Origin of the sequence: Serratia sp. MYb239, from assembly GCF_002966855.1 — a bacterium.
GTDB classification, from domain to species: domain Bacteria; phylum Pseudomonadota; class Gammaproteobacteria; order Enterobacterales; family Enterobacteriaceae; genus Serratia_B; species Serratia_B rhizosphaerae.
The window spans coordinates 4,512,536-4,531,996 of the sequence record NZ_CP023268.1; the positions used below are offsets into that span (position 1 = coordinate 4,512,536).

At 60.9% G+C, this 19,461-nt stretch carries 18 protein-coding genes; 5 read left to right on the forward strand and 13 right to left on the reverse strand.

All coding sequences use genetic code 11. From position 1 onward, the window contains the following. Window positions 1–30 precede the first annotated feature (30 nt). Together CLM71_RS21585 and CLM71_RS21590 are read right to left on the reverse strand one after the other, a co-directional pair. On the reverse strand, window positions 31–1,224 hold the full coding sequence (locus CLM71_RS21585) for an amino acid aminotransferase (RefSeq protein ID WP_105232825.1): 1,194 nt from the start codon (window positions 1,222–1,224) through the stop codon (window positions 31–33). Window positions 1,225–1,397: 173 nt separating this feature from the next. After that, a complete protein-coding gene (locus CLM71_RS21590; protein WP_015962077.1) occupies window positions 1,398–1,865 on the reverse strand; it encodes an Lrp/AsnC family transcriptional regulator in 468 nt (155 codons plus the stop codon). A gap of 215 nt (window positions 1,866–2,080) precedes the next feature. Between CLM71_RS21590 and CLM71_RS21595 the strand changes: the two genes are divergently transcribed. After that, entirely contained in the window at window positions 2,081–2,848 is a 768-nt protein-coding gene (locus tag CLM71_RS21595) for a transporter substrate-binding domain-containing protein (RefSeq protein ID WP_105233535.1), read from the forward strand. 31 nt (window positions 2,849–2,879) lie between these two features. On the opposite strand, the gene CLM71_RS21600 is transcribed toward CLM71_RS21595, so the two are convergent. Together CLM71_RS21600 and CLM71_RS21605 are read right to left on the reverse strand one after the other, a co-directional pair. Continuing rightward, on the reverse strand, window positions 2,880–4,496 hold the full coding sequence (locus CLM71_RS21600) for an FGGY-family carbohydrate kinase (RefSeq protein ID WP_105232826.1): 1,617 nt from the start codon (window positions 4,494–4,496) through the stop codon (window positions 2,880–2,882). Window positions 4,497–4,524: 28 nt separating this feature from the next. Further along, window positions 4,525–5,274 carry an SDR family oxidoreductase gene (locus CLM71_RS21605; RefSeq protein WP_172606245.1) on the reverse strand — a complete coding sequence of 250 codons (750 nt, stop codon included), beginning with the start codon at window positions 5,272–5,274 and terminating at the stop codon, window positions 4,525–4,527. A 246-nt stretch (window positions 5,275–5,520) separates the two neighbouring features. Between CLM71_RS21605 and CLM71_RS21610 the strand changes: the two genes are divergently transcribed. Then, the gene (locus CLM71_RS21610) at window positions 5,521–6,525 is read left to right on the forward strand and encodes a substrate-binding domain-containing protein (RefSeq protein WP_105232828.1); all 1,005 of its coding nucleotides are present in this window, start codon (window positions 5,521–5,523) and stop codon (window positions 6,523–6,525) included. Between the two features lie 44 nt (window positions 6,526–6,569). On the opposite strand, the gene alr is transcribed toward CLM71_RS21610, so the two are convergent. Together alr and dnaB are read right to left on the reverse strand one after the other, a co-directional pair. Beyond that, a complete protein-coding gene (gene alr, locus CLM71_RS21615; RefSeq protein ID WP_105232829.1) occupies window positions 6,570–7,649 on the reverse strand; it encodes an alanine racemase in 1,080 nt (359 codons plus the stop codon). 24 nt (window positions 7,650–7,673) lie between these two features. Next, window positions 7,674–9,089 (reverse strand): replicative DNA helicase, encoded by a 1,416-nt coding sequence (gene dnaB, locus CLM71_RS21620; protein ID WP_105232830.1) that lies wholly within the window; start codon window positions 9,087–9,089, stop codon window positions 7,674–7,676. Between the two features lie 237 nt (window positions 9,090–9,326). Between dnaB and CLM71_RS21625 the strand changes: the two genes are divergently transcribed. Next, window positions 9,327–10,313 carry a quinone oxidoreductase gene (locus CLM71_RS21625; protein WP_105232831.1) on the forward strand — a complete coding sequence of 329 codons (987 nt, stop codon included), beginning with the start codon at window positions 9,327–9,329 and terminating at the stop codon, window positions 10,311–10,313. 300 nt (window positions 10,314–10,613) lie between these two features. On the opposite strand, the gene pspG is transcribed toward CLM71_RS21625, so the two are convergent. Both pspG and dusA read right to left on the reverse strand, forming a co-directional pair. Beyond that, entirely contained in the window at window positions 10,614–10,832 is a 219-nt protein-coding gene (pspG, locus tag CLM71_RS21630; RefSeq protein WP_105232832.1) for an envelope stress response protein PspG, read from the reverse strand. A gap of 162 nt (window positions 10,833–10,994) precedes the next feature. After that, window positions 10,995–11,948: a tRNA dihydrouridine(20/20a) synthase DusA gene (gene dusA / locus CLM71_RS21635; protein WP_232251698.1), complete on the reverse strand. Its 954-nt coding sequence runs from the start codon at window positions 11,946–11,948 to the stop codon at window positions 10,995–10,997. A gap of 302 nt (window positions 11,949–12,250) precedes the next feature. On the opposite strand from dusA, the gene zur reads away from it, so the two are divergent. Continuing rightward, window positions 12,251–12,760, forward strand: coding sequence for a zinc uptake transcriptional repressor Zur (zur, locus tag CLM71_RS21640; RefSeq protein WP_105232834.1), 510 nt, complete (start codon window positions 12,251–12,253; stop codon window positions 12,758–12,760). A 28-nt stretch (window positions 12,761–12,788) separates the two neighbouring features. Here zur and dinF read toward each other — a convergent pair whose 3' ends face one another. From dinF to CLM71_RS21655, 3 genes are all read right to left on the reverse strand, one after another. Beyond that, complete coding sequence (gene dinF, locus CLM71_RS21645; protein ID WP_105232835.1) at window positions 12,789–14,135, reverse strand: MATE family efflux transporter DinF; 1,347 nt, start codon at window positions 14,133–14,135, stop codon at window positions 12,789–12,791. 93 nt (window positions 14,136–14,228) lie between these two features. Beyond that, complete coding sequence (gene lexA / locus CLM71_RS21650; protein ID WP_105232836.1) at window positions 14,229–14,837, reverse strand: transcriptional repressor LexA; 609 nt, start codon at window positions 14,835–14,837, stop codon at window positions 14,229–14,231. Window positions 14,838–14,945: 108 nt separating this feature from the next. Beyond that, window positions 14,946–15,314 (reverse strand): diacylglycerol kinase, encoded by a 369-nt coding sequence (locus CLM71_RS21655; RefSeq protein WP_105232837.1) that lies wholly within the window; start codon window positions 15,312–15,314, stop codon window positions 14,946–14,948. Between the two features lie 128 nt (window positions 15,315–15,442). Between CLM71_RS21655 and plsB the strand changes: the two genes are divergently transcribed. Next, the gene (gene plsB / locus CLM71_RS21660) at window positions 15,443–17,905 is read left to right on the forward strand and encodes a glycerol-3-phosphate 1-O-acyltransferase PlsB (RefSeq protein ID WP_105232838.1); all 2,463 of its coding nucleotides are present in this window, start codon (window positions 15,443–15,445) and stop codon (window positions 17,903–17,905) included. Window positions 17,906–17,979: 74 nt separating this feature from the next. On the opposite strand, the gene ubiA is transcribed toward plsB, so the two are convergent. Together ubiA and ubiC are read right to left on the reverse strand one after the other, a co-directional pair. Continuing rightward, entirely contained in the window at window positions 17,980–18,846 is an 867-nt protein-coding gene (ubiA, locus tag CLM71_RS21665; RefSeq protein ID WP_105232839.1) for a 4-hydroxybenzoate octaprenyltransferase, read from the reverse strand. 14 nt (window positions 18,847–18,860) lie between these two features. Further along, a complete protein-coding gene (ubiC, locus tag CLM71_RS21670) occupies window positions 18,861–19,385 on the reverse strand; it encodes a chorismate lyase (RefSeq protein WP_105232840.1) in 525 nt (174 codons plus the stop codon). Window positions 19,386–19,461: the final 76 nt, after the last annotated feature.

A 19,461-nucleotide genomic window follows, 5' to 3' on the forward strand; every position in this document is an offset into this window, starting at 1 on the left:
AGCGATATCGCCCCCGTTCTATTTTATGACTTACTGCACGGCGGCGATTGCTTCCGCCACCTGATGCACGTTGCGGTGGTTCAGACCGGCGACGCACATGCGACCGCTGTGGATCAGGTACACACCGAACTCTTCACGCAGGCGGTCGACCTGCTGCGCGTTTAAGCCGGTGTAGCTGAACATGCCGCGCTGTTGCAGCAGGTAATCGAAGTTACGCTGCGGCAGCGCGCTCTTCAGCGCATTCACCAGCGTCTGTCGCATCTCCAGAATGCGGGCGCGCATGCTTTCTACTTCATCCAGCCACTGCTGCTTCAGCTGCGCGTCGTTCAGCACCTTGGCCACCACCTGCGCGCCGAAGTTCGGCGGGCTGGAGTAGTTGCGGCGTACGGTCGCCTTCAGCTGGCCCAGCACGCGGCCGGCGGCTTCGCTGCTCTCACACACCACGGACAGCCCGCCCACGCGCTCGCCGTACAGCGAGAAGATTTTCGAGAACGAGTTGCTCACCAGGCACGGCAGCCCCGCAGCGGCAATGGCGCGGATGGCGTAGGCGTCCTGCTCCATGCCGGCGCCGAAGCCCTGATAGGCGATGTCGAGGAATGGGATCAGCTCGCGCTCGGCCAGCACCTTCACCACCTCGTCCCACTGCGCCGGCGTCAGATCGGAGCCGGTCGGGTTATGGCAGCACGGGTGCAGCAGCACGATGCCCTGCGCCGGCAGCGTTTTCAGCGTGCTCAGCATAGCGTCGAAACGTACGCCCAGGCTTTCGCTGTCGAAGTACGGGTAGGTATTCACCTTGAAGCCGGCGCCGCTGAAGATCGCCACGTGGTTTTCCCAGGTCGGATCGCTGACCCACACCTGCGAATTCGGGAAATAGTAATGCAGGAAATCGGCCCCCACCTTCAGCGCGCCGGAGCCGCCGACGGTCTGCACCGTTGCAATGCGCTCCTGCTGCAGCATCGGGTGATCGGCGCCGAACAGCAGCTGCTGGATAGCGCTGCGGTAAGGCTGCAGGCCTTCCATCGGCAGATACAGCGAGGCGCCGTGATCGGCGCTGCTCAGCTGCGCCTCGGCGGCGGCGACCGCCTGCAACTGCGGGATAATCGCCTGCTCGTTGTAATACAGGCCGATGCTCAGGTTTACCTTATGCTCGCGCGGATCCTGTTTGAACTTCTCCATCAGCGACAGTATCGGGTCGCCGGCATAGGCATCAACGTTCTGGAACACGGTGTTGTTCTCCTTGCTTTAGTTATTTTTAAGGTACAGAGACCGGCGCGCCGACAGCATACGCACACGCCAATGCACCTAATATAGACGCTATCCGCGGGGAAATATCCACCATAAAAAGTGTGGTTAGCTTGCCAGGCCGCCGCGGTAAAAAATGCTCAGCAACAGGGGGCTTAACGCGCCACCGGCAGCAGGCCGTTTTCTTTAATGCGGTTCAGCACCACCGCCGTCTTGACGTGCGCCACGCTGTGGTGGGTCAGCAGCGTCTGGCTGATAAACTCGCTCAGCGCGGCCAGATCGGCGACGGCCACTTTCAGCAGATAGTCGGCGTCGCCGGTGGTCTTATAGGCGTCGAGCACCGCTTCCGTATGCTCCAGCATGTAATGAAAACTGTCCACCTGTTCCGGTCCGTGGTTGGTCAGGCTCACCTCAATCAGCCCGACCATGCCCAACCCCACCGCCTCGGGGGCCAGCCGCGCATGGTAGCCGCGGATCAGCTGCGCCTGCTCCAGGCTGATGCGCCGCCGGGAACACTGCGACGCGGACAGCCCCACCAGCTCACTCAGTTCCTGGTTGGTCAGTCGGCCGTTGGCTTGTAGCAGCGTCAGGATTTTCATATCAAAATCGTCAATGTTGTACATAGCCACCTGTAAACTGTGTTAAGAAATATTGACGTTCAGACTATCAGTTTTTTTCGTGTTGTTATCGTTCCGCGTCAGAGAATGCGCGTTGCGTAGCAGCAAATCAGACTGACGCCGTTTATCGGCGGCATAAAAAACGGATAATTCACGCAAACCAACCACAACCCACGGCTAACCGACGCATAAAGCCACGAATGTATAAGAAAGGGAAAATGATGAAAAAATTAGCGCCTCTCGCCTTACTGCTCGCCGCCGGCGGCGCCAGCGCCCAGTCGCACCTGGATAAGGTGACACAGCAAAAGCAGCTGGAAGTGTGCACCACCGGCGATTACAAGCCCTACACCTTTCTGCCGGAAAAAGGCGGCTATGAAGGCATCGATATCGAGATGGCCCAGTCGCTGGCCAAAAGCCTCGGTGCCGAGGTGAAGTGGGTCAAAACCAGTTGGAAAACCCTGATGCAGGACTTTAACGCCGGCAAGTGCGATATCGCGATGGGTGGTATCTCCGTTACGCTGGAACGGCAAAAACAGGCCTTCTTCGCGGAAAAACTGGATACCGACGGCAAGATCCCGCTGGTGCGCTGCAGCGACGTGAAGAAATACCGCACCATCGCCCAGATCAACAAACCGTCGGTGCGGGTGATCGAGCCGGCCGGCGGCACCAATGAGGCCTTCGCCCGCGCGCACCTGCCGAAAGCGAAGCTGACGCTGTCGCACGACAATATGGGGATCTTCCAGCAGCTGGTCGATCGCAAGGCCGACGTGATGATCACCGACGCCTCCGAAGCGCTGTATCAGCAAAAGCGCTACCCGAAGCTGTGCGCCGTTAACCCGAAAAAGCCCATGCAGTACGGCGAGAAGGCCTACATGCTGCCGCGTGACGACTTAAGCTGGAAGCTGTACGTCGACCAGTGGCTGCACCTGACCAAAGCCAGCGGCGAGTACCAGAAAATTATTGATAAGTGGCTGGCGGTGAAGAAATAACGTCCCCACCGCCCATGTGCAAGACGGCGTATTAGTAGCGATCTTCGCGGATATTTTTCGCCGTCTGCTGCAGCAGCTGGAACGCCTGATAGCGGCGGCGATGCAGCGCCGCATACGCCGCGTTGGGTGAATATTCGCACTCGCGGGCGGTCATCGCCTGCATGGCGTCGCTCACCGAGGCACGCAGCCCGCCGGCAACCGCGGCCAGAATGGCGGAGCCCAGCAGCACCGGCTCCTCCGATTTGGTCGCCAGCACCGAGCAGCCGCAGGCGTCGGCAATCAGCTGACGCACCAGCGGATGCTGGCCGGCGCCGCCGCTGATAACGATATCACGCGTTGCAATGCCGTTCTCACGCTGTGCATCGATGATCTGCCGCAGCCCGTAGCCCAGGCTGCACACGCCGGCGATATACAGCGCAATCAAACTGTCCAGATCGCGATCCATATCCAGGCCGTAGATCAGCGCGCGAGCATAAGGATCCGCCAGCGGCGCCCGGTTGCCGGCAAACTCCGGCACCACGTGCATCTCACGGGCGCACTGCACCGCGTCGGACAGCGCATCGAACCTGTTCATCGCCAGATCCGCCAGATAAACCGGCAGCGGCAACCCTTCCGCCTCGGCCTGCCCCTTCACCTGCGCCGACGCCGGATGCAGCTCCAGCAGGCGATCAATCGCCGCGCCCGCCGCGCTCTGCCCGCCCTCGCTCAACCAGAAGCCCGGCACCATCGCCGCATAATACGGCCCCCAGACGCCCGGCACGAAGGCCGGCGTGCGGGTGGAGGTCATGGTGCAGGAGGAGGTGCCGAACACATAGGCCAGCTTCTCTTCCGGCGAGCCGTCCACCCCCAGCGTGCCGATGCCGCCGGCGTGCGCGTCGATCATACCGGCCGCCACCGGCGTATGTTGCGGCAGCCCCATATCCTCGGCCGCCTGGGCCGACAGCCCCTGCCCGCACGGCGTTCCCGGCTCCACGATGAGCTGGCCGATGCGGCCGAACGACGCCTCCGCCAGTTCGGGCAGGCCGACGGTATGGAAATAGTCGGCATCCCAGCGGTTTTCATGAGCCAGATAGTTCCACTTGCAGGTGACCGTACACTGCGAACGCGCCAGATCGCCGGTAGAGCGCCAGGTCAGATAGTCCGTCAGATCGAAGAACTGCCAGGCCTGCGTGAAGGTTTCCGGGTGATGCTGCTTCAGCCACAGCAGCTTGGGTATTTCCATTTCCGGCGAGATGCGCCCGCCGACGTATTTCAGCACCGGATGCGCCGTAGCGTTGATGGCGTCCGCCTGTTGTGCGGCGCGGTGATCCATCCAGACGATGATATTGCGCTCCGCCTCACCGCCCGGGCTGACCGCCAGCGGCGCGCCCTCCTCACCGACCACCACCAGCGAACAGGTGGCGTCAAAGCCGATGCCCGCCACCGCGGCCGGCTCAATGCCGGACTGCGTCACCGCGCGCCTGACACAGTGGCACACCGCGCGCCAGATATCATTGCCGGACTGTTCAACCCGGTGGCCGCTGGCGTGAAAGGTGGCAATGTTCTTTTTGGCGGAGGCGAGCAGATTACCGTCTGCATCAAACACTCCCGCCCGCGCGCTGGCGGAACCGACGTCAACGCCAATCAGGTATCTGGCTTTACTGCTCATATCTGGTTACCTTTCGCTAAATAGTGGCTCAGAGATCGACGCTGTTCGGCAGAATGACCAGGTCGCGCACCGTCACGTTCGGCGAGCGCGTCACCATAAACAGCACCGACTCGGCGACCTCAATCGGCTGCATCAGGCTGCCGTTCGCCAGCGCTTCTTCCATTTTCTCTTTGGGCCAGTCATCCAGCAGCGAGGTCACCACCGGGCCGGGCAGCACCGCGCCGACGCGCACGCCGTGCTGCGCCACCTGCCGGCGGGTCGAGTGGACGAACGCCTGCACGGCGAATTTAGAAGCAGTATAGATGGGTTCCCACACCACCGGCACCACGCCGGCGATGGAACTGGTAAAAATAATGTCGCCGGACTTCTGCGCGATCAGGTGCGGCAGCACGGCGCGCACGCTGCGAAACGCCGCGCTGGTGTTGAGCTTCAGCACCCGCTCCCACACGTCCGGGTCGCCTTCTTCCACCGCGCCGCCGATATAGGCGCCGGCGTTGGCGTGGAAAATGTCCAGCCGGCCGGCCAGTTTGAGGATCTGCGCCAGAATGCCGTCCACCTGGGCGCCGTCCATCAGGTCAACCTGCAGCGGCAGCGCCTGCTCGCCCAGCTCGCCGACCACCTCGTGCAGTTTGTCCGCATCGCGATCGATCAGCACCACTTTGGCGCCGGCCTGCAGCATGATTTTGGCGCACTCCAGCCCGATACCGGACGCAGCGCCTGTGACGGCGGCGACTTTGCCCGCCAGGGAAGTATTCATAGAGAAGACAGAAGCGTTCATCTTATAATCCTTATACCGTTGTCAGGTCGCAGAGCGCGCGACATCTGCGCGCAGGACGTATTTAACACAGTGAAAATATTGATGTTTACTGTTGAGCCGGTAACGATTTACCCTGATGTGCCGCCGCAATACCACCGTGGCGGACTATCTGGCGCACGATGCGCAACACATTGCTCAATCGATGAAGCTTAATTATCATCATCGGCGGCAATCAGCAAAAGAAATGTGATTAGAGGATTGGGATCTGTGAGCGAGATCGGCAAAAACAAGAAAACCACCATCTACGATCTGGCTGCGCTCAGCGGCGTATCCGCCAGCGCGGTCAGCGCGATCCTGAACGGCAGCTGGAAAAAACGCCGTATCAGCGCCAACCTGGCGGAAAAGGTGACGCGGATTGCCGAGGAGCAAGGCTATGCGGTCAACCGACAGGCCAGCCTGCTGCGCAGCGCGCGCTCCAAAACCATCGGCATGATCGTACCGAAGTACGATAACCGCTATTTCGGCTCGATTGTCGAGAAATTCGAGGAGATGGCGCGCGAACGCGGCCTGTTCCCGGTGATTACCTGCACCCGGCGCGATCCGGCGCTGGAGGCGGAAGCCGCCAAAACCATGCTCTCCTGGCAGGTTGACTGCATGATCGTCACCGGCGCCACCGATCCGGACAGAATCGCCGAGATCTGCGCCAATGCCGGCGTGCCCACGCTGAATCTGGATCTGCCCGGCAGCCGCGCGCCGTCGGTGATTTCCGCCAACTTCGACGGTGCCCGCGCGCTGACCCGCCGGCTGCTGCAACACAGTCCGGCAAATGCCCCGCTGCTGTTTATCGGCGGCCGCGGCGGCGATCACAATACCCGGGAACGCCTGCGAGGCTTTCTGGCCGCGCATCAGGAAGCCGGCCTGACGGTGCCCGAGACGCATATTTTGCTGTGCGGCTATCGGGCGGAAAAAGCGGAAGCGGCGCTGGAGAACTATTTTCACGGCCACCGCGACGCCCAGAGCGGGTTTTTCGTTAACTCCACCATTTCGCTGGAAGGCGTGGTTCGCTTTCTCAGCGGCCAGGGCATGCTGCGCGGCGAGCCGCGGCGGGCAATGGGCTGTTTTGACTGGGATCCGTTCGTCGCCATGCTGGGGGACGATATCATGATGGTGAAACAGGACGTCGGCGCGATGATGACGGAAGTGTTCCGTCAGGTGGAAAGCGGCATCAGCGGCACGGCGCTGACAGAGATCCCGGTGGAGCTGATGGTATGACCCCATCCCGCTCAGTTCCCCTGAGCGGGACAGCATAGGCAGGCTCAGTCGCCGATATACTCCATCGCCACGCGCTGGGTCAGTTTAGTGATCAGCTCATAGGCGCTGATGCCGGTCGCGGCGGCGACGCGCTCCACCGGCAGTGCGGCGCCCCACAGTATCGCCTCATCACCCACTTTATCCCCGGCGTTCGGCCCCAGATCGACGGAGATCATATCCATCGACACCCGGCCGACGATCGGCACTTCGCGGCCGTTCAGCCAGATCGGCGTGCCGCTCGGCGCGCTGCGCGGGTAGCCGTCGCCGTACCCTATCGCCACCACGCCCAGGCGGGTATCACGCTCGCTGACCCAACTGCCGCCGTAGCCGACCGGCTCGCCGGCCCGATGCTCGCGCACTGCGATCAGGCTGGATTTCAGCGTCATTGCCGGCTGCAGGTCGAAGGCGCTGCCGTCGCCGCTTTCCAGCGGCGAGACGCCGTACAAAATAATTCCCGGCCGCACCCATTCGTTATGTGCATCCGGCCACAGCAGCGTGCCGCCGGAGGCGGCGATGGAGCGCTGCCCCGGCTTGCCGCGGGCAAACTGTTCAAAACAGGCGATTTGCCGCAGCGTCGCGTCAGATTCCGGCTCATCCGCCCGGCTGAAATGGCTCATGATATTCACCGGCTGCGCCACGTTACGGCAGGCGCACAGGCGCTGATAAAACGCTTCCGCCTGCTCCGGGCGCACACCCAGCCGGTGCATGCCGGTATCCAGCTTCATCCATACCGTCACCGGGTGCGGCAGGGTTGCCTGCTCCAGCGCCTCAAGCTGTTCGATGCTGTGTACCGCGGTTTCGATATGATTTGCCGCCAGAACGGGCAAATCGTCCGCGCAGAAGAAACCTTCCAGCAGCAGGATCGGTTTGACGATGCCGCCGGAGCGCAACATCAGCGCTTCGCCGATGCGCGCGACGCCGTAGCTGTCGGCGTCTTGCAGGGTGTGGGCCGTTTCCAGCAGGCCATGTCCATAAGCGTTTGCTTTCACAACCGCGATCAGGCGGCTGTTCGGCGCCTGACGGCGTACCTGTTGCAGGTTGTGTCGCAGAGCGCGGCGGTCGATTACAGCGGTTGCCGCTTTCATTTCCGTTCCTTAGCTGAGGATTAATTATTCATCGTCATATTGCGGGCCGGCATAGTTGTCAAAGCGCGACCACTGGCCGTTAAAGGTCAGACGTACGGTGCCAATCGGGCCGTTACGCTGCTTACCAATAATGATTTCGGCGATCCCTTTCAGATCGCTGTTCTCGTGATACACCTCATCACGGTAGATGAACATGATAAGGTCGGCATCCTGCTCGATGGAGCCGGATTCACGCAGGTCGGAGTTGACCGGGCGTTTGTCGGCACGCTGCTCCAGGGAGCGGTTCAGCTGCGACAGCGCCACCACCGGCACCTGCAGCTCCTTCGCCAGCGCCTTCAGCGAGCGCGAGATTTCGGCGATTTCCAGCGTTCGGTTGTCCGACAGCGACGGTACGCGCATCAGCTGCAGGTAGTCGATCATGATCAGGCTCAGGCCGTCGTTTTCACGGAAAATACGGCGGGCGCGCGAGCGCACCTCGGTCGGCGTCAGGCCGGAGGAGTCGTCGATATACATATTGCGCTTCTCCAGCAGGATGCCCATGGTGCTGGAAATGCGCGCCCAGTCCTCATCGTCCAACTGGCCGGTACGGATACGGGTCTGATCGACGCGCGACAGCGAGGCCAGCATACGCATCATGATCTGCTCGCCGGGCATCTCCAGGCTGAAGATCAGCACCGGCTTGTCCTGCAGCATTGCGGCGTTTTCGCACAGGTTCATCGCAAAGGTGGTTTTACCCATCGACGGACGCGCCGCCACGATGATCAGATCCGAACGCTGCAGGCCGGCGGTTTTCTTATTCAGATCCTGATAGCCGGTATCCACCCCGGTGACGCCGTCATGCGGCGTCTGGTACAGCGATTCGATACGGGAAACGGTGGCTTCCAGGATCTGATCGACGCTTTTCGGCCCTTCGTCCTTACTGGCGCGGTTTTCCGCAATCTGGAATACCCGCGATTCAGCCAGATCGAGTAGATCTTCGCTGGTGCGCCCCTGCGGATCGTAGCCGGCGTCGGCGATCTCATTGGCCACCGCGATCATCTCGCGCACCACCGCGCGCTCGCGCACGATATCGGCATAGGCGCCGATGTTGGCGGCGCTCGGGGTGTTTTTCGCCAGCTCGGCCAGATAGGCGAAGCCGCCGACGGAATCCAGATCGCCCCGCTGTTCCAGCGATTCGGACAGGGTGATAAGGTCAATCGGCTTGCTCATTTCAAGCAGGCGCTGCATCTCGGTAAAGATCAGGCGGTGCGGACGGCTGAAGAAGTCGTTGGCGACCACGCGTTCCGCCACGTTGTCCCAGCGTTCGTTATCCAGCATTAAACCGCCCAACACGGACTGTTCCGCCTCCAGCGAATGCGGCGGCATCTTCAGCCCTTCCATTTGGCGATCGCGCGGTGCCTGAGCCTCGTTAGATTTGTTGGTGGGTTTCTTTCCTGCCATAGTGGGGACGCATTACCTGTTATGAAGTGACAACGCGGCAGTATATACCCTAAATAATTCCAGTTACAGGCAAGCGGCAAGGGAAGCAATCCCGATGCGCTGACTCAGATCGGTGATTCGGGGACTGAGCGCAGCCGACACCGCTGTAACTTGCAGTATGACGGGTATACATTAATGACCCATCGCTATGTCCTAACATTAGGATCTAACGGCGACAGCGCACACTGAGGAGGAGCCATGGCCAAGCGCATTCAGTTTTCCGCCACCGGCGGACCGGAAGTCTTGCAATACGTTGATTTTACACCGCTCGATCCGGTCGCCGGCGAGGTACAGATTGAAAACCGGGCCATAGGTATCAACTACATCGATACCTATGTGCGCAGCGGTTTATACGCGCCGCCATCGCTGCCGAGCGGTCTGGGCACCGAAGCGGCCGGCGTGGTGACCAAAGTGGGCGCCGGCGTCAGCGCGCTGAAGCCGGGTGACCGTGTGGTGTATGCGCAGGCGGCGCTGGGGGCCTACAGCGACGTACACAACGTGCCGGAAGAAAAAGTGGCGCTGCTGCCCGACAACATCAGTTTTGAACAGGGCGCGGCCTCCTTCCTCAAGGGCCTGACCGTGCACTATCTGCTGCGGCAGACCTATAACCTGCAACCGGGGGAAACTTTCCTGTTCCACGCGGCCGCCGGCGGCGTCGGGCTGATCGCCTGTCAGTGGGCGAAGGCGCTGGGCGCCAGGCTGATCGGCAGCGTCGGTTCGGCGGAAAAAGCGGCGCTGGCGCAGCAGGCCGGCGCCTGGGCTACCATCAACTATCAGCAGGAAGATATTGCCGAACGCGTGGCGGCACTAACCAACGGCGAAAAAGTCGGCGTAGTGTATGATTCGGTCGGCAAAAGCACCTGGCAGGCTTCGCTCAACAGCCTGAAGCGCCGTGGCCTGATGGTCAGCTTCGGCAACGCCTCCGGGCCGGTAACCGGCGTCGATCTGGCGCTGCTGAATCAGAAAGGTTCGCTGTACGTCACCCGCCCTTCCCTTAACGGTTACATCACCAACCGTGCGGAACTGGAATATGCCAGCAATGAGCTGTTTGCGCTGATTGGCAGCGGCGCCATCAAGGTTGAAGTGAACGACGAGCAAGAATTCGCTTTGGGCGACGCGCAGCGCGCGCACCAGCTGCTGGAAAGCCGTCAGACCAGCGGCTCCAGCCTGCTGATTCCAGGCTGATAACAGAAAAGGGCTCCCTCAGGAGCCCTTTCTGATACTGCGTTTTGTAGGGTAGAGCAGAGTCCGCATGAGACAGAGGTTGCTGTTGCAACACGATTATTATTAGGGCTGCCTCGCACGGTGATGAAATTGTCAGCATCACTTCACTGCTATGGCGCACATCCTAACAGCCGCTAAACGCAAAAAGAACGTTAAACGCATCGCAACGGCGTTTTATCCCTTAAGGTGTGATCTCTGCCGCATTCCCTCTCTGACTTATTACGTTGTTTTCATCATGACTGACTGATAAATCAGCAAAAATCAATAGCGCCGTATCTGCGGCTTTTGCAACGAGCGATAAATCCACACGCCAACCACCGCCAGAATCAGCCACGGCAACAGCTTAATCACCATCGCAAACAGGCCGCCCAGCAGCATAAAGGCCGAGGCCACCAGCAGCGCGGCCAACACACCCAGCAGCGAAACGCCGGTGACCAGCAGCATCAGCACGAAGCCGATAAAAAAGAAAATTTCTAGCATGATAAGGAAGCTCCTTGGCAAAACTGGCATCTGCCAACGTTATTACAAGAAGCGTGCCAACCCTGATGCTATCGGCAACCCGTTGAAATGCAATGAAAGCTGCGCCGCAGGACGCGACGCAGCTGGTGAAAATAACCAACAGTTAGCGTAATAAGCGGCGAATTACGCCACCTCACTGCGCGGCTGACGCACCAGACTGAGCGCCTGCTCCACCACGCGCACGTCGGCCCCCGCCTTATGGGCATTCTCACTCAGGTGGCGCCGCCACTGGCGCGCCCCCGGAATCCCTTGGAACAGGCCCAGAATATGGCGGGTGATATGGCCCAGATAGGTGCCGTTCGCCAGTTCGCGCTCGATGTACGGATACAGCGCCTCCACCACCTCTACGCTGTCGCGCACCGCCGCCTGCGAGCCAAACAGTTCGCGATCCACCTGCGCCAGAATGCCCGGGTTCTGGTAGGCTTCGCGCCCCATCATCACGCCATCGACGTGCTGCAGGTGCTGCTGCGCCTCGGCCAGCGACTTGACGCCGCCGTTAATGGCGATGGTCAGCGCCGGGAAGTCGCGCTTGAGCTGATAAACGCGCGGATAGTCCAGCGGCGGCACTTCGCGGTTCTCTTTCGGGCTCAGGCCCGACAACCAGGCTTTACGCGCATGGATGATAAACGTCTCGCACTCGCCGCGGCCGGAGACGGTGTCGATAAAATCGCACAGGAAGGCGTAGCTATCCTGATCGTCAATGCCGATACGGGTTTTCACCGTTACCGGAATCGACACCACGTCGCGCATCGCTTTAACGCAGTCCGCCACCAGCGCGGCCTGCCCCATCAGGCAGGCGCCGAACATACCGTTCTGCACCCGGTCGGACGGGCAGCCGACGTTCAGGTTGATCTCATCATAGCCGCGCTGTTCCGCCAGTCTGGCGCAGTGCGCCAGCGCCGCCGGATCGCTGCCGCCCAATTGCAGCGCCAGCGGGTGTTCCTCGTCGCTGTACGCCAGATAATCCCCTTTGCCGTGAATGATCGCGCCGGTGGTCACCATTTCGGTATACAACAGCGTCTCTTTGCTCAGCAGGCGGTGGAAATAACGGCAATGACGGTCGGTCCAATCGAGCATAGGCGCGATGGAAAAGCGGCTCGCGCTAAACGGCCGTTCAGTGCCGTTTGAGTCGGCAAGCGGAGAGTGTTCTGGTGTTAACGAATCGGTCATTACGGTATCTATTCAGCATCAGGCGGACAAAAAAGTAATCGCTGATTATAACGTAAACCGCCGCCGAGGCGAAACCGGCGCGGCGCGCGGCATTATCCTGCTGAAAATTGGTTATTTTTGTGGTCGAAGCGACAAGAAAAACCACCGGCTATCGGTGATTTGCCGCAGGCATGGTAAAATCGCATTTTTAACGTACCGGGATATTCGCCATGACCCCAACCAACCAGGAAAAGCTGCTCGCGCAGGCAGAACGACTCTGCCAGCAACGCAATGTGCGCCTGACGCCACAACGGCTGGAAGTGTTACGCCTGATGGCGCAGCAGCCCGGTGCGATCAGCGCCTACGATCTGCTCGACCTGCTGCGCGTCGTGGAACCGCAGGCCAAGCCGCCGACGGTATACCGCGCGCTGGATTTTCTGCTGGAACAGGGATTTATCCACCGCGTCGAGTCGGCCAACAGCTACGTGCTGTGCCACCACTTCGAAGAACCGATGCATACCTCGGCGCTGTTTATCTGCGACCGCTGCGGCCAGGTCACCGAGCGCCCGACGGAGGGCGTGGAAGAGACGCTGCAAAAGCTGGCGCAGGAATCCGGCTTTGTGCTGCGTCACAGCGTGGTGGAAGCTCACGGCCTGTGCGCCGGCTGCGTTGAGGTGGAAGCCTGCGACAGCCAGCATGACTGCGATCACGACCACAGCATCGTGGTGAAGAAGAAGTAACCCGCCAAGCGGCTTACTGCGCGTAACGCTAAGCCGCCTTCCCCTGCGCAAACCAGGTGCCGTTGACGCGGTGCCGGTGCCAAATCCAACCGAGCGCCGCGCCGCGCAGCCCCAGAAAGACGCACAGTGCCAGCCACAGCCCGTGGTTGCCCAACAGCGGCAAACTCAGCAGCGTCAGGCCATAGCCCGCCGCCGCCACCGCCATGCTGTTGCGCATCTCTGCGCCGCGCGTCGCGCCGATAAACATGCCGTCCAACAGATAACACCATACCCCAATCAGCGGCAGCACCATCTGCCACGGCAGATAGTGGGCCGCCAGTGCGCGCAGCTCCGGCAGCGACGTCAGCATATTGACGATCTGCTGCCCCGCGCAGGCGTACACCAGCGCAAAGCCCAGCGCCACCAGGCAGGACTGACGACAGGCGGCGCACCAGACCAGACGCAGCTGGCTGTCGTCACGCGCGCCGTAGGCGTGCCCGGAGTGCGCCTCAACCGCATAGGCGAAGCCGTCCAGCGCGTAGGCGGTAAAGGTCAGCAGGTTCATCAGCACCGCGTTGACCGCCACCACCTCGCTGCCCAGGCGGGCGGCAAAAATGGTCAGCGAAGCGAAGCACAGCTGCAGCAGCAGGGAACGCAGCATGATATCGCGGTTGAGCGCCAGCAAACGGCGCACGTTGCCGCGCCAGGCGTGCCGCAGCATCGACGGCGAAATGCCGCGCATGCGCATCACGCGCCAGCTGAGCCACAGCCCGAGCAGCAGGGTGGCGTATTCAGATACCGCGGTGGCCGTGGCCGCACCCTGCACGTTCCAGCCCAGCCCCATCACCAGCCACAGGTCCAGCACGATATTCAGCAGGTTGCCGACAATCAGCAGGATCACCGGCGCGCGCACGTACTGGACGCCCAGCAGCCAGCCCAGCAGCACCATGTTCGCCAGCGCCGCCGGCGCACTGAGCCAGCGGATCTCCAGGAACGCGCGCGCCTGCGTCAGCACCTCGCCGTCACCGCCGACGATCTGCAGTGCGAGATCGATCAGCGGGTGGCGCAGCAGCACAATCGCCAGCCCGGCCAGCAGCGCCAGCAGCAGCGGCTGCATAAAAGCGCGCGCCAGCGCCTGCGGGTTTTGCGCCCCCAGCGCCTGCGCCGTCAGTCCAGTGGTGCTCATGCGCAAAAACAGCAGCAGCATAAACAGGAAGCTGGTGACCATCGCCCCCACCGCCACGCCGCCCAGATAGACCGGGCTGTCGAGGTGGCCGATCACCGCGGTATCCACCAGCCCCAGCAGCGGCACGGTAATGTTGGAGAAGATCATCGGCAGCGCCAAACGCCACAGGGCTTTGTCCGTGTCGCTGGTCAAGGAGGCAAGCAGGCGCATAGTCACATGTTCCCGTAGCAGAAAGGATGGGTCAGATAAGAAATAACATCGCCCCGGACGTGGCCGGGGCGATTAAACGCGGGGGGATGCGCTTTAGATCCAGTCACCGTTGCGGATGACGCCGACGGCCAGACCTTCGATGGTGAAATTCTGTTCGCGCAGGTCAACCTTGATCGGCGTGAATTCGCTGTTTTCCGGCAGCAGCTCGACCAGATTGCCGCTGCGTTTTAAGCGCTTCACCGTCACTTCGTCTTCGATGCGCGCCACCACCACCTGGCCGTTGCGTACGTCCTGCGTTTTATGCACCGCCAGCAGGTCGCCGTCCAGAATGCCGATATCACGCATCGACATGCCGTTAACCCGCAGCAGGAAATCCGCGTTCGGCTTGAACAGCGACGGATCCACCTTGTAGTGCCCTTCGATATGCTGTTGCGCCAGCAGAGGTTCGCCGGCGGCGACACGGCCGATCAGCGGCAGGCCGTCTTCATCTTCCATCAGCAGGCGGATGCCGCGCGAGGCACCGGAAACGATCTCGATCACGCCCTTGCGGGCCAGCGCCTTCAGGTGCTCTTCGGCGGCATTAGGCGAGCGGAACCCCAGACGCAGCGCGATCTCGGCACGCGTTGGCGGCATGCCGGTTTGCGAGATATGCTCGCGAATCAGATCGTAGACCTCTTGCTGCCTGGTAGTTAGTGCTTTCATTCCGCCCCCTGTTTGTTTATACAGTCTTGCTGTGAGTATATACAGGTGAACGCGGATTGGGAACCGGAGAATGAATAAAAATCAGGGATTAGCGCACCGCTTCGCAAATCAGGCGAAATGCCGCCACAGCAGCGTTACCCAGACGAACAGCGCCAGGATAATACTCAGCGACACCGCCGCCGATCCCATATCCTTGGCGCGGCCGGACAGCTCATGGTAGTCGGTGCCGACGCGGTCGACGATCGCCTCAATAGCGCTGTTGAGCACCTCTACGATCAGCACCAGCAGCACCGAGCCGATCAGCAGAATACGCGCCACGGCGTCGATATCCAGCCACAGCGCCACAATCACGGCGATAACCACCGCCACCGCCTCCTGGCGAAACGCCGCCTCATTGCGCCAGGCCGCCGTTAATCCTTGATACGAGTAACCCGCTGCTTTAATGATACGGGTCAAGCCGGTTGTTTGATTTGCCATTTTGCTGTGTGCCTTTTACAAGAGGTCAGTCATAATTTTAACGGTTCGGGGTTCTTTAACACCACAGATCTGTTACCCGCTTTCTGGTATGCTTGCGGCGCATTGCTAACAAGAGGCTTCACATAGTTATGTCAGGTTGGCGTAAAATTTATTATAAATTATTGAATCTACCACTCAAACTGCTGGTAAGAAGCAAAGTTATCCCTGCGGATCCGGTCACGGAGCTGGGGCTCGATCCCTCACGACCGATTCTGTACGTTTTACCTTACCACTCCAAGGCTGATCTGCTGACGCTGCGCGCCCAGTGCCTGGCGCAGGATCTGCCCGATCCGCTCGAACCGCTGGAGATCGACGGCGCGGTGCTGCCCAGCTACGTGTTTATCCACGACGGCCCGCGCGTCTTCCGCTACTACACGCCGAAGGAAGAGTCGGTAAAACTGTTCCACGACTATCTGGACCTGCACCGCAACAACCCGGGGCTGGATATTCAGATGCTGCCGGCATCGGTGATGTTCGGCCGCTCTCCGGGGCGCGAAGGCCAGGGCACCCCGCATCTGCGCCTGCTGAACGGCGTGCAGAAATTCTTCGCCATTTTATGGCTGGGCCGCGACAGCTTCGTGCGCTTCTCCAATACCGTGTCACTGCGCAAGATGGCGACCGAACACGGCACCGATAAAATTATCGCGCAGAAGCTGGCGCGCGTCGCGCGTATGCACTTCTCACGTCAGCGTCTGGCGGCGGTAGGGCCGAGCCTGCCGGCGCGGCAGGATCTGTTCAACAAGCTGCTGGCCTCCAAGGCGATTGAAAAAGCGGTGGAAGACGAAGCGCGCAGCAAAAAGATCTCCCATGAGAAGGCGCAGCAAAACGCCATCGCGCTGATGGAGGAGATCGCCGCCGACTTCTCCTATGAAACCGTACGTCTGTCGGACCGCGTGCTGAGCTGGACCTGGAACCGGCTGTATCAGGGCATCAACGTCACCAACGCCGAGCGCGTGCGTCAGCTGGCGCAGGACGGCCACGAAATCGTCTACGTGCCCTGCCACCGCAGCCATATGGACTATCTGCTGCTGTCCTACGTGCTGTATCACCAGGGGCTGGTGCCGCCGCATATCGCCGCCGGCATCAACCTGAACTTCTGGCCGGCCGGGCCGATTTTCCGCCGGCTGGGGGCGTTCTTTATCCGCCGCACCTTCAAAGGCAACAAGCTCTATTCGACGGTGTTCCGCGAATACCTCGGCGAGCTGTTTACCCGCGGCTACTCGGTGGAATACTTCGTCGAAGGCGGCCGTTCCCGCACCGGCCGTCTGCTGGAGCCGAAGACCGGCACCCTGTCGATGACCATTCAGGCGATGCTGCGCGGCGGCACCCGGCCGATCACCCTGGTGCCGATCTACATCGGCTACGAGCACGTGATGGAAGTGGGCACCTACGCCAAGGAGCTGCGCGGCGCAACCAAAGAGAAAGAGAGCCTGCTGCAGATGCTGCGCGGCCTGCGTAAACTGCGCAATCTGGGCCAGGGCTACGTCAACTTCGGCGAACCGCTGCCGCTGACCCCCTACCTGAACCAGAACGTGCCGCAGTGGCGCGACTCCATCGACCCGATCGAAGCGCAGCGCCCGAGCTGGCTGACGCCGACGGTGAACGATCTGGCGGCGAAAATCATGGTGCGTATCAACAACGCCGCCGCCGCCAACGCCATGAACCTGTGTTCGACCGCGCTGCTGGCCTCGCGCCAGCGTTCACTGACCCGTGAACAGCTGATCGAGCAGTTGGACTGCTATCTGCAGCTGATGCGCAATGCGCCGTACGCCGACGACGTGACGGTGCCGGACCATTCGCCGGCCGAGCTGCTGGACCACGCGCTCAACATGAACAAGTTCGAGGTGGAGCAGGACAATATCGGCGATATCATCATCCTGCCGCGTGAGCAGGCGGTGTTGATGACCTATTACCGTAATAATATTCACCACCTGCTGGTGCTGCCGTCGCTGATCGCCAGCATTGTGATGCATCACCGCCACGTCTCGCGCGCCGAACTGCTGCGCCAGATCAGCCTGATTTATCCGATGCTGAAGGCCGAACTGTTCCTGCATTACGATAAGGAACAACTGCCGGAAGTGCTGCAAACGCTGACCGACGAAATGGCGCGTCAGTCGCTGATTTGCGTCAACGGCGACGAGCTGTCGCTCAACGCCGCGCGCATCCGTCCACTGCAGCTGCTGGCGGCCGGCGTGCGTGAAACGCTGCAGCGCTACGCCATCACCATGTCGATCCTCAGCGCCAACCCGAGCATCAACCGCGGCGCGCTGGAAAAAGAGAGCCGCATTATGGCTCAGCGTCTGTCGGTGCTGCACGGCATCAACGCGCCGGAGTTCTTCGATAAGGCGGTGTTCTCCACCCTGGTGGCGACGCTGCGCGAAGAAGGCTACATCAACGATATCGGCGATGCGATCCGTGAGCACACCATGGAGGTTTACACCATGCTGAGCGACCTGATCACCCCGGAGATCAAACTGACGATTGAAAGCGTCAGCACGCCACCGGAACCTGAAACGCTGCCGGCCGAAACGGACGCCAAAAGCGCCGAATAAACCGACGCGGCCATAACGAAAAAGGCACCCATCAATCGGGTGCCTTTTTTTATCAGCGCATGGCGTCAGTATCGTCAGATAAAGCTCAGCACCACGCCGATAAACACCACCAGCCCGACGTAGTTGTTGTGCAGGAAAGCGCGGAAACAGGCGTCGCGGTCGCGGCCGGCGATCTGCTGTTGCTGATGAATAAACAGCGCGCCCGCCAGCAGCAGCGACCAGTAAAACGCTCCGCCCAGCTGCGACAGGTAACCAATCCACAACAGCAGCAGCAGCGTAGCGAACTGCAGCAGGCCGACAATCAGTTTGTCGAAACGGCCGAACAGCACCGCGGTGGATTTCACGCCGATCTTCAGATCGTCGTCGCGGTCCACCATCGCGTACAGCGTATCGTAAGCCACCGTCCAGCAGATATTCGCCAGCAGCAACAGCCAGCAGCTCAGCGGCAGCGATTCGCTCACCGCAGCATAGGCCATCGGGATGCCCCAGCCGAAGGCTGCGCCCAGCACCAGCTGCGGCAGATTGGTCACCCGCTTCATAAACGGATAGATCCACGCCAGCGCCAACCCGGCCAGCGACAGGGCGATAGTCATGGTATTGAGCGTCAGCACCAGCGCGAAGGAGATCAGCACCAGCACCACAAACAAAATTTTCGCTTCTTTCTCCGTAACCCGGCCGCTGGGCAGCGGACGGTTGGCAGTGCGTTTCACGTGTCCGTCAAAGGCGCGATCGGCAAAATCATTTACCACGCAGCCCGCCGCGCGCATTAAAAATACGCCCAGTACAAATACCAGCAAAATGGGGAACGACGGTACACCCTCGCCCGCCAGCCACAGCGCCCACAGCGTCGGCCAAAGCAGCAGCAGCGTGCCGATCGGTTTATCAATGCGCATCAGGTGGCAATAGGCCCGCCATTTACTTTGGCTAATGCTTCCTTCCAAGATCTCGTTCCCCCTTAGGCCAGTTCGCTGCCGTCCGCTTCATACAGCGGTGCGTCAGGTAAAAACAGTTCGGTCAGCAACAGCGGTTTGCCCGCCAGTCGCAGGCGGGAACGCCGCGCCCACAACCGATCCTGCCTGCCGACCAAAATATAGTCGCGGGTCAGCGCATCGCTGCTGAACAGGTAACGCCCCAGCGGCACGGTGCCCAAATCAACCAGCGCCTGATCGGGGCCGGTCAGCGTTTCCAGCGGGATCACCGTTCTGCCAAGCAGCCAGGGCCGGTCGTCACCCAGCAGGACGATTTCGCGCAGCCAGTAACGCGGGCTGTCCGGCAGATGTTCCGCCTCTTCTCCCAGCTCCTCGCGGCTGACAAAGCCCTCGCGCTGCGGCTCAACCCGCACGCAGCGACAGTGTTTCTCGAAGCGCTGCGTCATCGATCCCAGCTCCATCAGCCAGTCATTGATCGCGGCGGGCACGGGAGAATGCTGCTCGGTGAGCCATTCCAGCGGGGGCAAAATGGATTCGCTATTGCCTGGCATTGTTCTACTCCAACGGTCGGCAACATACGTCAACAACGTACATCATCGACACTACAAACGGTTAACAGGCGGCCAT